General features: G+C 46.2%; 10 protein-coding genes. 6 read left to right on the top strand and 4 right to left on the bottom strand.

The window, feature by feature from the left end; genetic code table 11:
- Nucleotides 1-75: 75 nt before the first annotated feature.
- The 3 genes from IEY18_RS08855 to ilvY form a co-directional block, all read right to left on the bottom strand.
- Entirely contained in the window at nt 76-1,602 is a 1,527-nt protein-coding gene (locus tag IEY18_RS08855; protein ID WP_188919878.1) for a YifB family Mg chelatase-like AAA ATPase, read from the bottom strand.
- Between the two features lie 321 nt (nt 1,603-1,923).
- The gene (locus tag IEY18_RS08850) at nt 1,924-2,724 is read right to left on the bottom strand and encodes a GGDEF domain-containing protein (RefSeq protein ID WP_188919876.1); all 801 of its coding nucleotides are present in this window, start codon (nt 2,722-2,724) and stop codon (nt 1,924-1,926) included.
- A 231-nt stretch (nt 2,725-2,955) separates the two neighbouring features.
- Nucleotides 2,956-3,828, bottom strand: coding sequence for an HTH-type transcriptional activator IlvY (ilvY, locus tag IEY18_RS08845; RefSeq protein WP_188919874.1), 873 nt, complete (start codon nt 3,826-3,828; stop codon nt 2,956-2,958).
- A gap of 197 nt (nt 3,829-4,025) precedes the next feature.
- Here ilvY and ilvC point away from each other — a divergent pair, with 197 nt between their 5' ends.
- From ilvC to IEY18_RS08815, 6 genes are all read left to right on the top strand, one after another.
- A complete protein-coding gene (gene ilvC / locus IEY18_RS08840; RefSeq protein WP_188919872.1) occupies nt 4,026-5,507 on the top strand; it encodes a ketol-acid reductoisomerase in 1,482 nt (493 codons plus the stop codon).
- 566 nt (nt 5,508-6,073) lie between these two features.
- On the top strand, nt 6,074-7,744 hold the full coding sequence (gene ilvG / locus IEY18_RS08835; protein ID WP_188919870.1) for an acetolactate synthase 2 catalytic subunit: 1,671 nt from the start codon (nt 6,074-6,076) through the stop codon (nt 7,742-7,744).
- Nucleotides 7,744-8,001 carry an acetolactate synthase 2 small subunit gene (ilvM, locus tag IEY18_RS08830; protein ID WP_188920047.1) on the top strand — a complete coding sequence of 86 codons (258 nt, stop codon included), beginning with the start codon at nt 7,744-7,746 and terminating at the stop codon, nt 7,999-8,001. Before ilvG ends, ilvM begins: the two co-directional genes overlap by 1 nt.
- A 36-nt stretch (nt 8,002-8,037) precedes the next feature.
- Nucleotides 8,038-9,888, top strand: a complete 1,851-nt coding sequence (gene ilvD, locus IEY18_RS08825; protein WP_188919868.1) for a dihydroxy-acid dehydratase — start codon at nt 8,038-8,040, stop codon at nt 9,886-9,888.
- Between the two features lie 69 nt (nt 9,889-9,957).
- The gene (gene ilvA / locus IEY18_RS08820) at nt 9,958-11,514 is read left to right on the top strand and encodes a threonine ammonia-lyase, biosynthetic (protein ID WP_188919866.1); all 1,557 of its coding nucleotides are present in this window, start codon (nt 9,958-9,960) and stop codon (nt 11,512-11,514) included.
- A gap of 392 nt (nt 11,515-11,906) precedes the next feature.
- Entirely contained in the window at nt 11,907-13,037 is a 1,131-nt protein-coding gene (locus tag IEY18_RS08815; RefSeq protein ID WP_188919864.1) for a pyridoxal-phosphate-dependent aminotransferase family protein, read from the top strand.
- 58 nt (nt 13,038-13,095) lie between these two features.
- Here the strand turns inward: IEY18_RS08815 and IEY18_RS08810 are convergent, their stop codons facing one another.
- A complete protein-coding gene (locus IEY18_RS08810) occupies nt 13,096-14,001 on the bottom strand; it encodes a DMT family transporter (RefSeq protein ID WP_188919862.1) in 906 nt (301 codons plus the stop codon).
- Nucleotides 14,002-14,287 lie beyond the last annotated feature (286 nt).

Here is a 14,287-nt window from a genome sequence, read left to right as displayed (position 1 = left end):
TTGCGGTGTATATCCTTGACTTTTACAATCAAATTCTAGTTTGTTAACAAAATTTCAAGGCTGATCCTATGATATTTACGATTGTTTGCTCAGCCGCTGTAAGAGCCTATCCATCGCTCGATAACCGAGTGCTTGTGCAAGGTGGCGTTTTTCAACCTGAGGTTGTTGGTTCAAATCCGCAATTGTTCGTGCTACCCGCTGTAATTTATGGAAGCTTCGAATTGATAGTCCTAACTTGTTCACGCTTGCTTCTAAGAATTGTAAATCCTCTTGTTTAAAGCCACCCACCTGCTTGAGCTCATTACCCGAAAGTTCATGATTAGGTTTTCCTTGTCGCTGCTGCTGCATTGCTTGTGCTGCGGCCACACGCTCGGCAATATCTGTAGATTTCTCAGAATCTATCTGATGTTTTGCAAGCGAGCCTTCGGGGAGCCGAGGTACCTCAAGCGTGAGATCGAATCGGTCGAGGAATGGTCCGGATAGTCGAGAGAGATAACGCAATATTTGGTCAGGCGTTGCTCGTGCGTGCTCATCTGTATCGCCACAAGGGCTTGGGTTCATTGCGGCGATTAACTGGAATTTGCTTTGAAAGGTGAGTTTGGCTGCAGCTCTAGAGATCACGACTTCACCGGTTTCCATGGGTTCACGTAAACAATCGAGTACTTTTCTGGGGAATTCTGTCAATTCATCAAGAAATAACACGCCATGGTGCGCTAGAGATATTTCTCCTGGTTTGGGAACTGCTCCTCCGCCAACAAGAGAAATCGCCGAAGCGGTATGATGGGGGCTACGAAATGGCCGACGGACAAAATTTTCTAATTTTGTGCTTAGCCCTGCAACAGAGTGCAGTGCTGCTACTTCTAACGCTTCATTATATTGTAAAGGTGGGAGCAACTGCATGATCCGACTCGCCAACATCGTCTTACCAGTACCTGGGGGGCCGAGCATTAGTAAATTATGTTTTCCTGCTGCGGCAATTTCTAGGCCCAGTTTTGCATGATGTTGACCGATGACATCACTAAAGCAAAGATGGCTTTGGGCTAGGTTCGGCTCGAGCCATTCTAGATCCGTATTGATATTAGGGAGCTCTGCTTGTCCATGTAAAAATGCGGCGAGAGTCTGCAAATGTTGAGTCAAAAACACTTGCTGATAACCGACAAGGCGGGCTTCATCTTGATTCTCTAATGGGATAACAACGCGAACATCTGCCTGCTGAGTAGCAATGATGACAGGCAGTAATCCGCTACATCCCCTGATCTCACCAGACAATGCCAGCTCTCCAACAAATTCCATTCGCTGGGTGCTTTCATCGGGGATTTGCCCTGAAGCCGCAAGAATGCCAATTGCAATGGGTAAATCGTAACGACCGCCCTGTTTGGGTAAATCTGCTGGTGCGAGATTGACCGTGATGCGACGCATTGGGAACTCAAATCCGGCATTAATCAAAGCGCTTCTTACGCGTTCTTTGGCTTCTTTCACCGATGTTTCGGGAAGCCCAACAAGATTAAATGCAGGTAAGCCATTGCTCAGGTGAACTTCTACGGTAACTTTTGGGGCGTCAACGCCGTTGCTGGCTCGGGTGGTGATACAAGCTATTGCCATAACAATTCCTTTTGTTCGAGATCAGGCGGTTTATACATTCCATTGTGTTATGAATTGAGGGTCAAAATGCTGCCTTAGGAATTGTAGTTGTTTATTGATTGATTGCTAATGTTTGTTGTGCAGGCGGCAAAGCATCGATTTTTGCAATCCTAAGTTTAGGTGCATACTTTGAAGTGAATCTAACCGCATGGCGTGATTTTTCGGGACAATGGAGAGTGTTGGTACAGAGACGTAGGCTGCGAGTACTGTTCTGGATCGCCAAGATTAGCGACGCAGGGAGGGTGTCTAAATATATCATTGCTAAACTGAACACTGTGTGGACTACAAAAATTTATGGAAAACTTGGCAATTATTGTCGTTGTACTTGGCTTGGTACATGGCGGTATCGGCATTTTTGAGTAGCGTTTCTTTGCTTTCTCCATGGTCTGGGTATTCCACAATACCGATGCTCACGCCAATCCCCAATTTATAATCTTTACACTCAATATCCTCTTTAAAGGCATGCTGAATTGAGCGTGCAATTTCAAACGCTTCTTGAGCACTTGCTTTTGGCAACAGCACTGCAAGTTCATCACCACCAATTCGTGCCGGTGTCGCTTCACTTGGTACGGTTTGCATGAGCCGTTGTGCGAGGATCTGTAATACCTCATCGCCTCTTGCATGGCCAAAGGTGTCGTTGATAATTTTAAAGTCATTCAAATCGAGCATTAAACAGCTAAATTTAGCAACCTTTTGGCTGATGAGTTGATCCGCTTTCTCATAAAACAGTGTGCGATTCGGGAGCTGCGTTAACATATCGTGGCGAGATTGGTAGTGCTTTTCTTTGACAATATCTTGCAGGCTAAGAATGGTTTTTTTACTCATTTTGGTGACGGCATAAACAAACATGCCGCCGCCGGCGAAAATTGCCGCGACAACGAGTTCATAATTGCCAGTACTTTGCTTGAATAGCAGCCAGAGGAAGCCTAGATAACCAAAAATAAAAAAGAGAATCATCACAAATAGCAAATACCAGCCCGAATTTCGATATTCAGGTAAGGTGCAGATCTTATAGCTCGGTTTGATGGCAAACAGTAAGCCAATCAATCCGCTAAAGGTCAAAAGCATCGCGAGTAAATTCATTTACCAATCTCGGTATTTAACACACGCCGTTCGATATTTGTTTTGGTCGACTAAGTATAGGGATTTATCTATTGAAAACCATTGCAGATGCTAAACAACTGAGCAACAAATGTTATTTCTTTGCGTTATGTCTCTTTTCATTGTTCACTTCGTTGTCGGGTCTCTGCCCAAGTTACTGTCATATATATAAAAATAGGTATAAGCTGATTCGGTTGTTTCGTTTAAGGACTGTTAGAGAACTTCCAAAAATGCTTTGATTGCTGGTTCCTCATAGCGGTTTTGTTTACAACAACAACCTAATTCAAAAACAGGAATGTCTATAGGAGATTGTAGCATCTGGATTCGATCTCTTACTGGGCTATTGGTGACCACAACTTCAGGGGTGATGCTTAGCCCAAATCCCAGCGCCACCATGGAAACCACGGCTTCATGGCCTGACACCTGCGCGTAAATTTGTGGCTTGAAGCCCATCTGGCTGAACCAATTGTCAGCGCGCTTTCTGCCAGGCCCATGGTCTTGCACGATAAATGGTAACGAAGGCCAATCGATTTGCTTTTGATTGAGCTGTTCCTGTAGTGGTCCAGGTAAGTTTGGCGCAATTACACTTAGAGGAATATCTTCAATCTTTGAAAAGTGTAGGCTATTTGGAAATGTATCTGGTAAAGCCGCTATCGCAATATCCGCGCGATTCTGCATCACCTCGGTTACTGCATTGGCGGGATCACCTGTCCTCAGCGAAATTTCAACCAGCGGGTGCTCTCGCCTAAATTGGTCGAGCAATTCAGGTAAATGGCTGTAGGCTGCGGTTACTGAGCAAAAGATATTAATCTTTCCCCTGAGCAAATCTTGATGTGGGCCGATGCGAGAGCGCATTGTTTGCCAACTTTGTAGCGTTTGCTGAGCAAACTGTTGGAATTCTAGCCCGGCACTGGTAATGGTGACGCTGCGATTGTCTCGCTGTAATAACTTGGCGCCAACCTCGTCTTCAAGACGCTGCAGCGCGCGGCTTAGTGTGGAAGGACTCATGTGCATTTGCTGCGCCGTTTTTGCAAAATGCAAGCTATCACAAAGATGTAAAAATAACTTAATCGTACGGATATCCATGTGACTTCTCCATTATGCTAACTTGACGAGGATTGCTGCATTGAAGCAGATGAAATCGTATTGCGTAAATTGCAACGTAATGTTCCGAATATATCATTTTAAGCAATTAAAAGCTTGCGCTATAGTGTGTTTAATTCGTGCAGACATGCATTGCAACTTGCACCCTACAAACATCCAATTACAAGGTGGAACACCCGATGGCTAACTATTTTAACTCTTTGAATTTGCGTCAGCAGTTGGCGCAATTGTCACAATGTCGTTTCATGGACCCTGCTGAATTTAGCGAAGGCTGCAGTTACATCAAAGATTGGAACATTGTCATCTTAGGTTGTGGTGCTCAAGGTTTGAACCAAGGTTTAAACATGCGTGATTCTGGCCTCAACATCTCTTATGCATTGCGAGCTCAAGCCATCGCAGAGAAGCGTGCTTCATTCCAACGTGCGACTGAAAATGGTTTTAAAGTGGGTTCATTTGAAGAAATGATCCCAGATGCTGACCTTGTACTCAACCTGACGCCTGACAAGCAACACACCAATGTTGTATCAACCGTGATGCCATTGATGAAAGAAGGCGCAACACTGTCTTACTCACATGGTTTCAACATTGTTGAAGAAGGCATGCAAGTACGTTCAGATATAACGGTTGTGATGGTTGCACCTAAGTGTCCAGGTACTGAAGTTCGCGAAGAATACAAGCGTGGATTTGGTGTACCGACATTGATCGCTGTGCATCCTGAAAATGATCCAAATGGCGACGGTTTAGATATTGCCAAAGCCTATGCAAGTGCAACGGGCGGTGATCGTGCCGGTGTTCTTTTATCTTCTTTCATTGCAGAAGTTAAATCTGACTTGATGGGTGAGCAAACGATTCTATGTGGCATGCTGCAAACCGGCGCAATTCTTGGCTATGAAAAGATGGTTGCTGATGGTGTAGAGCCTGGCTACGCAGCGAAGCTGATTCAGCAAGGTTGGGAAACAGTCACGGAAGCCTTGAAACATGGTGGTATCACCAACATGATGGATAGACTGTCAAATCCTGCGAAAATCAAAGCTTATGATATGGCTGATGAGCTGAAGGAAATTCTAGCGCCATTATTTGAAAAGCACATGGATGACATCATCAGTGGTCACTTCTCTGAAACGATGATGGCTGATTGGGCAAATGACGATGCCAACTTATTAAAGTGGCGTGCTGAAACCAATGAAACTGCTTTTGAAAATGCGCCAGCATGTGATGAAGAAATCGACGAGCAAACCTATTTTGATAAAGGGATCTTCCTTGTTGCCATGGTTAAGGCGGGTGTAGAGCTTGCTTTTGATACGATGGTTGCAGCAGGTATCGTTGAAGAGTCTGCATATTATGAGTCGCTCCATGAGACGCCATTGATTGCAAATACGATTGCTCGTAAGCGTTTGTATGAAATGAACGTAGTGATTTCTGACACGGCTGAATACGGTTGTTACTTATTCAACCACGCGGCGCTCCCTATGCTAAAAGACTATGTCAATGCGATGCCAGCAGAAGTGCTCGGTGCTGCTTTAGAAGTTGAAAGCAATAAGGTCGATAACCTACGTCTTATCGAAGTGAATGAAGCTATTCGCAATACCGAAGTTGAATATATCGGTGCAGAACTTCGTGGCTACATGACAGACATGAAGCGTCTGGTTGAAGAAGCTTAATCAAGTTAATGCGATGTAAATATATTTTTTACATCGCGATTTCTCACCGCTAATGCGCTTTGTTATAGGCGACTTTTGAATCAAAATGTATTCACTTTGGTGAATAGTCATACCCTAATGAAATGGGTTGTTTGCACCAAAAATGTGCTTGAGTTTGCATTTAAAGTGAATAAATCGTGATTTGAAGTTTTTTTTGTTGTGTTTTTGAGCACGTCTATGATACATCTTAGGGGTCGCTGCAATGCAGTAACAAGAATTTAACTTCAGCGCGCCGAATAAGCAGAGGCAAGTCAGACTTATCGGGCCGTAAGCAACAGAGTATTAGACTAGAGATTAATTAGATTAGGATTGGGTTAGCTATGTTGAGTCAACTGACGAAACGAATTCTCGTGATTATTAGCGTTGTGATTATTAGATCACAGCGGGGGATTCGCACGGCAAACAGACAGAGTTAAGTCAAAGTCAAATTGCATAACCCCCCGCTCCGAAAGGACCGGGGGGTTTTGTTTTTCTAGGGCTAAAAATAAATAACAACCACACGATAAAGCAATGAGCGAGTGCAGTATATGGAACAAGGGCAGACGATGAGAGGAGCCGACGCAGTTATTAAAGTGCTAGCGGCTCACGGAACTACCACAGTATTTGGCTATCCGGGTGGTGCAATCATGCCCATTTATGATGCATTGTATGGCAGTGAAGTTGATCATTTACTCAGTCGTCATGAGCAAGGGGCTGCATTCGCCGCACTCGGATACGCAAGAGCGAGCGGTAAAACTGGAGTTTGCTTTGCAACATCAGGCCCTGGCGCAACCAACCTGGTGACGTCGCTTGCAGATGCTTTACTTGATTCTATTCCCGTGGTTGCCATCACTGGTCAAGTCGCCTCGGCAGTAGTTGGTACCGATGCATTTCAAGAAATTGATGTATTAGGCATGTCACTGGCTGTCACCAAGCATAGTTTTATGGTTCGCAGTATTGATGAGCTCGTGCCGACTCTCTATAAAGCCTTTGAAGTCGCGGCCTCTGGTCGCCCTGGGCCTGTACTTGTCGATATCCCTAAAGATATTCAGTTAGCTGAAATGCAGTATCAGACGCCGTTGCAAGCACTGGAAACGCCGGTGGTTGAGACCATTTCAAATCTTGAACAAGCCAAACAGCTGATCCGAGCAAGCAAAGCGCCCATTCTTTATGTTGGTGGTGGTGTGGGGATGGCAGGCGCTGTTGAGCAGCTTCGAGATTTTGCCAAGCAAACTGGAATGCCCTCTGTCGCAACCTTGAAGGGGTTGGGGGCAATGGATAAAGAGAATCCACTCTACCTTGGCTTGCTTGGTATGCATGGAAGTAAAGCTGGAAATCTTGCGGTGCAAGCGAGTGATTTATTGCTGGTTGTCGGCGCGCGTTTTGATGATCGCGTGACCGGACGGCTTGATAGCTTTGCAAGCAAAGCTAAAGTCGTTCACTTAGATATTGATGCAGCGGAGCTTGGTAAATTGCGTGCACCAGATGTTGCAATAACAGAAGATCTTCGCGAAGTGCTACCTGCACTGTCGATGACGCTTGATATTGAACCTTGGAAAGCAGAAGTAGCTGCGCTGAAAGCAGAGCATGAGTTTAATTATAACCATCCAGGCTCGCTGGTCTTTGCTCCAAGAATGCTACGAACATTAGCGGATAAATTGCCGGAAGATAGTGTGGTTTCTTGTGATGTTGGCCAACACCAGATGTGGGTTGCGCAACATATGTGGTTCCGTCGTCCAGAAGATCATTTGTCGAGTTCGGGCCTTGGTACGATGGGCTTTGGTTTGCCTTCTGGAATTGGCGCGCAAGTCGCGCGACCAGACGCTAAAGTTGTGGTGGTTTCTGGCGATGGCTCAATCATGATGAACATCCAAGAGTTGACCACGATTAAACGCCGTAAACTGCCAGTGAAAATCCTCCTACTGGATAACCAGAAGCTGGGTATGGTGAAGCAATGGCAGCACCTATTCTTTGAGGAGCGCTTTAGTGAAACCGACTTATCCGATAACCCTGACTTTGTCACACTTGCTAGTGCTTTTGACATTCCTGGTAAGCAAATCAGTACAGCCGAAGAAGTTGAGCCTGCTTTGGATGAAATGCTAAATAGTGAAGGTCCGTATTTCCTTCACGTTGCAATTGACGATGCATTTAACGTTTGGCCTCTAGTTCCCCCTGGAGCGTCAAATAGCGATATGATTGAAACCTTGGAGAAAGAATGATGATCCATGCTCTAGAACTTGAATTACATCAGCGTCCTGAAGTGTTAGAACGTATACTACGAGTGGCTCGTCACCGTGGTTTCAAAATTATTAAGATGAATATGCGCTCAACAAGTGATGTGGATGCCACCATGGAATTAGAAGTCGATAGCGAACGCACCGTTGATTTGCTGTCAAACCAGTTGACTAAGCTAGTAGACGTGACTCAATGTAGAGTCCTGAGTAGTACACAAACTGCTCAAACCGCTTCGTTATAACGCTTAAAAAGATTGAATAGAACAAAGGATACAACAATGCCAAAGTTACGCTCAGCAACCAGTACCGAAGGCCGCAACATGGCAGGAGCACGCGCTTTGTGGCGTGCAACTGGCGTGAAAGATAATGACTTTGGCAAACCGATTATTGCGGTGGTGAATTCATTTACACAATTTGTTCCGGGACATGTTCACCTCAAAGATATGGGGTCTTTAGTTGCTGGTGCAATTGAAGATGCCGGCGGTATCGCGAAAGAGTTTAATACCATTGCCGTGGATGATGGTATCGCGATGGGACACGGTGGCATGTTATACAGCCTGCCAAGTCGTGAATTGATTGCCGATAGTGTTGAGTACATGGCCAATGCGCATTGTGCTGATGCGCTGGTTTGTATCTCAAACTGCGACAAAATCACACCGGGTATGTTAATGGCATCGCTGCGTTTAAATATTCCAGTGGTGTTTGTGTCGGGTGGCCCAATGGAAGCGGGTAAAACCAAGTTGTCTGATAACATCATTAAACTTGACCTCGTGGATGCAATGGTTGCAGCGGCTGATGACCGCATTAGTGATGAAGACAGTGAAAAAATTGAACGTAGTGCTTGCCCGACATGCGGATCGTGCTCAGGAATGTTCACTGCAAACTCGATGAATTGTCTCACTGAAGCTTTAGGGCTTTCATTGCCAGGCAATGGCTCTATGTTGGCAACCCATGCCGATCGTCGAGAGCTCTTTTTAGAAGCGGGTCGTCGCGTGATGGCTCTAACGAAACGTTACTATCATGACAATGATGAATCTGCATTGCCACGCAATATTGCCAACTTTAAAGCCTTTGAAAATGCAATGACACTTGATATCGCAATGGGTGGTTCAAGCAACACTGTTCTGCATTTATTGGCAGCTGCTCAAGAAGCAGAAGTTCCTTTTACCATGGATGATATTGACCGCTTATCACGCCAAGTACCACACCTATGTAAAGTGGCTCCTTCTACACCGAAATACCATATGGAAGATGTCCATCGCGCTGGTGGTGTCATGGGAATTCTTGGTGAGCTTGACCGTGCCAATTTATTGCATACTGATGTGCCGCATGTCGCTGGAGAGAACCTGAAAGCGGTATTGGCGCAATATGATGTAATGCAAACTCAGTCTGAAGATGTTAAGCGTTTCTTTAGTGCGGGGCCTGCTGGGATCCCAACGACGAAGGCATTTAGCCAAGAATGTCGCTGGGAAAGCTTAGATACAGACCGTACCGATGGCTGTATCCGAACCCGTGACAATGCCTTTAGCCAAGAAGGTGGTCTTGCAGTCTTGTCGGGGAATATTGCTGAAAATGGTAGTATCGTCAAAACCGCAGGCGTTGATGAGTCAAACTTGGTTTTTGTGGGCTCAGCCCGTGTATTTGAGAGTCAAGATGATGCCGTTGCAGGGATCTTGGGTGGAGACGTCGTTGAAGGCGATGTTGTGGTGATTCGCTATGAAGGCCCCAAAGGTGGCCCGGGTATGCAAGAGATGCTTTATCCAACGAGCTACCTCAAATCCAAAGGCTTAGGTACTAAGTGCGCGTTGATCACCGATGGTCGATTCTCTGGTGGTACATCCGGCCTTTCTATTGGTCATGTCTCTCCAGAAGCCGCCGCTGGTGGGACAATCGCTCTGGTTGAAACTGGTGATCGGATAGAAATTGATATTCCAAATCGTAGCATGACTTTAGTCGTGAGCCCTGCGGAGCTTGCTAAGCGTCAAACTGCAATGCTTGCTCGTGGAAAAGATGCGTGGAAGCCTGTTCATCGTCAGCGCCCGGTATCCCAAGCGCTCAAAGCTTACGCGATGCTTGCAACGAGTGCCGACAAAGGCGCTGTTCGTGACGCCAGTAAACTGGAAGGGTAATCCACCCTTCGCCTCAATTGATTGAGTCGAAATTGTCGGCTCAATCAGTTTCAAAAAGAGAGACTCTATATGCTCGCACTTGCTAGCGAAAGCCAATTGCAACTGGCCCAGTACTATTTACAAAAAATTCTACTGTCTTCTGTTTATGATGTTGCCAAAATTACCCCACTCTCGAGTCTAAATAAGCTTTCGGCACGCCTTGGTTGTCAGATTTTCCTGAAACGAGAAGATATGCAACCCGTGCATTCTTTTAAGCTGCGTGGTGCATATAATCGTATTGCTGAGCTTAGTGCTACTGAATGTGAAAAAGGCGTGGTCTGTGCCTCTGCCGGAAACCATGCCCAAGGGGTTGCCATGTCAGCCAGCGCTCGCGGCATTAGCGCGGTTATTGTGATGCCCGAAACAACACCGGATATAAAAGTCGATGCGGTAAAACGTTTAGGCGGTGAAGTCGTGCTTCATGGTCAAGCGTTTGATCAGGCCAATGCCTATGCCCAGCAGCTTTCCAAAGAGGAAGGGCGGGTATACATTGCACCATTTGATGATGAGGCGGTGATTGCAGGTCAAGGTACTGTTGCACAAGAAATGCTACAGCAACAGCGCGATTTAGAAGTTATTTTTGTGCCAGTTGGTGGTGGCGGATTGGTCGCTGGAATTGCAGCGTATTACAAAGCGGTCATGCCAACGGTCAAAATTATTGGCGTGGAGCCTGAAGATGCAGCTTGTTTAAAAGCAGCACTTGAGGCTGATGAGCCCGTAACCTTGCCACAGGTCGGACTATTTGCCGATGGTGTCGCGGTCAAACGAATTGGCGAAGAGCCTTTTCGCCTTGCAAGGGAATACGTGGATGACGTCGTTACCGTGAGCTCAGATGAAATTTGTGCCGCGGTGAAGGATATTTTTGAAGATACGCGCGCGATTGCTGAACCCGCAGGCGCACTCTCGTTAGCGGGCTTAAAAAAGTATATTGGTGATACAGGCAAGGGTGAGAAAGTTGCTGCCATTTTAAGTGGTGCGAATGTCAATTTTCACAGCTTGAGATATGTCTCAGAGCGTTGTGAGCTGGGTGAACATAAAGAAGCTGTGCTTGCTGTGAAGGTTCCTGAAAAACCGGGTAGCTTTTTACGTTTCTGTGAGCTCCTTGGAAAACGTGCTTTAACTGAGTTTAACTATCGCTTTAGCAGCCGAGAACAAGCCGTCGTCTTTGCGGGGATTCGTGTCGCTGGTGGTCAAAGTGAGCTTGATGAAATTATTCAAACCCTTGAAGCGCATCAATTTGAAGTGAAAGACTTATCGGCCGATGAAACTGCCAAGTTGCATGTGCGTTATATGGTAGGAGGCCGCCCGCCCGAGCCTCTTGATGAGCGTCTATTCAGTTTCGAGTTTCCGGAGCACCCAGGCGCACTATTGAAGTTTTTAACCACGTTGCAAAGCCAGTGGAACATTAGTTTGTTCCACTATCGAAACCATGGTGCCGCATTTGGCCGCGTTTTAACTGGCTTTGAAGTACCTGAGCAAGACGCTGATGCATTTCAAACATTCTTGGATGAGCTCGGATTTGTTTACCAAGAAGAAACGCAAAGCCCAGCGTATCAACTCTTTTTGAGCAACAGCGCTCCAAGTTAAGTTGTTTAACTGCTTGCTATGCGGTGCAGGGATACATGCATAATCGATGAAGGCTAGCCGAAGGAAGAGCGCAAAATGCGCTCTTTTTTATTGGTAAACCCTACGGCTCTCTTTACAGATGAAGGTCGGCGTTGATATTTTGTGGCGAAGCTTTGCGGTTCGAACGTTTAAAACATCAAAGCGTGTCTTCTAAACCCATAACCTCGCAAGACTTTTGTCTAACTCTCGTGAATTCAAAATAACGATATTCGACGTACAATTTGTGATAGTGTCGTGAAAGATGCGGTTGAAATTCCAGCAGGTCACTCCTTTTCTCGATGAGATTTGAGAGTTGCCGGATGCGCATCATTTCAAGCTATTTTATTCCAACTGTTTAGCGTCAAGGAGACATCATGTTAGCTGCGCCTCAACTTCAAGCTTTTAATCCACCTCGCCGTACTTTGATGGGCCCAGGTCCATCGGATGTTTACCCTGAAGTATTGGCTGCACAATCAAAGCCGACTATCGGTCACCTCGATCCGCTTTTTGTTGGCATGATGGATGAATTAAAAAGTCTGATCCAATACGCCTTTCAAACTCAAAATGAAATGACTTTGGCGGTATCGGCACCCGGAAGTGCGGGTATGGAAACTTGTTTCGTCAATCTGGTTGAACCCGGTGAAACCGTGATTGTTTGTCGCAATGGTGTGTTTGGTGAGCGAATGCGACAGAATGTTGAGCGTGTCGGCGCGACTGCCGTAGTGGTTGACAATGAGTGGGGTGAGCCAGTGAGTGTGGATGCCGTCGCCAAGGCGCTTGCCTCTCACCCTGAGGCTAAGTTTCTCGCTTTTGTTCATGCAGAAACTTCAACGGGGGCGTTATCAGACGCTCAATCTCTTTGTGCCCTCGCTAAGCAACATGACTGTTTATCTATTGTTGATGCAGTAACATCTCTTGGTGGCGTTGAGCTTCGGGTTGACGATTGGGGCATTGATGCGATTTATGCGGGCAGTCAAAAGTGTTTGTCCTGTGTGCCTGGGTTATCACCGGTGTCATTTTCTCCTGCTGCGGTTGAAAAACTAAAAGCACGTAAAACACCGGTACAAAGTTGGTTTTTGGATCAGACATTAGTGATGGGATATTGGAGCGGTGAAGGCAAACGCAGCTATCATCATACGGCGCCAGTGAATGCGCTCTACGCGCTTCATGAGTCATTGCGATTGCTCGCTGAAGAGGGGCTAGAACAAGCTTGGCAGCGCCATCAGCAAATGCACTTATTGTTGCGTCAAGGCCTAGAAAAGTTAGGCTTACAGTTCGTCGTTAATGAAGGCGATCGCTTACCGCAGCTCAATGCTGTTTATATTCCTGATGGTGTCAACGATGCCGCTGTTCGTCAGCAATTGCTACAAAAATACAACTTGGAAATCGGTGCTGGATTAGGCGCACTGGCGGGTAAAGCTTGGCGTATTGGCTTAATGGGTTATGGTGCCCGTCGAGAAAATGTAGCGCTTTGTTTGCGTGCACTCGAAGAGCAGTTAGCGTAGGCAGCTTTGCGTTTCGAGATGGTTGGATAAAAGAGGCCTCGCGGCCTCTTTTTTAGGGTCAGTTTTCGGGTTCAGCAAAGGCTTGGGCGGGTGTTTCGCCCTTGCTTTTAAATTGGCTGAGACCCACGCCAAACATCACGATAGCGCAGGCACCAATTTGCATGGGTGAGAGTCGTTCATCAAGAATCAGATAAGCCAGCACGAGGGTAAACACCGGGATTAAGTTAATAAACCCAGCCGCGCGGGTGACTGGCATATGTGAAATGGCGTAGTTATACAAAAGATAAGCACCAATCGTGACAAACCCGCCTAAAAATACGATGGCGGTTAGCCCTTGGGCATCCCAGCTCCATGCATTGCCTTGAAGCAGTGCTATCGGCGTAAAGAAAAGCATTCCCGTAAAGGACATCAATGCTGTCATTGTGAGCGCAGAGTATCGTTCGCTTAATATCTTGAGGCAGATACTGAAAACGGCAGCACACAACATGGCGAGAAACTCGAGTGAATTACCGAGCATCGGATTTGGAGCGGTTTCACTGCTATGGCCTTCAGAACCAAGAACCAAGACGCCAATGATGGCAATTCCAAGGCCTAGACTGGCGATTTTGCTGATTTTCTCTTTGAGTACGAAAAATGCGATCACTGCGGTGAGTAAGGGGGCTAAGGAGGTGATCATGCCAGCCTGACCCGCGGTCGTGTATTGTAGGGCGAGCGCTTCGAAAATGAAGTAGAGGCAGGGCTCTGCGGCAACGAGTAATAGTAGAAGTTTCCAGTCACCACTTTGGTAATGGAATTTTAGTAATTTACGCCAAAAACATAAAAAACAGACGCTGGCGACAACCATTCGGCCGGCAATAACAGTCCAAGGATCATAGCTCTGAAATGCGATTTTTAATGCGATAAAGCTGCTTGCCCAAAGAAGCATCGCGACAACAAGCGCAATTTCTGCAATACGGCCTTTCATTCAAACTTCCTCAATCAACGGTGGACGCTTGTGCATCCGCGCTCGGCATTCTAGTGGGGAAAGCAAGGAATTGCACGCATTGTTAGTCTTAGCAGGTATTCAAATTGTGTATATAAATTGCGCGGGTTTATGAAGATAACAAAGTCGTCGTTGCTATGTATTGAATGGCCGACCTAAAAGCTCTTTGCACTGTGTGAGTTTGCAGCGTATCGCATCAACGTTGGATATGGAGAAGCATCTATATTACGTTGTGATGAGCTCTACGGATGGTGTACTGAACAAATCA

The sequence above is a fragment of the Shewanella gelidii genome (assembly GCF_014647855.1).
GTDB classification, from domain to species: Bacteria; Pseudomonadota; Gammaproteobacteria; order Enterobacterales; family Shewanellaceae; genus Shewanella; species Shewanella gelidii.
This window is presented reverse-complemented; position numbering and strand designations above follow the sequence as displayed.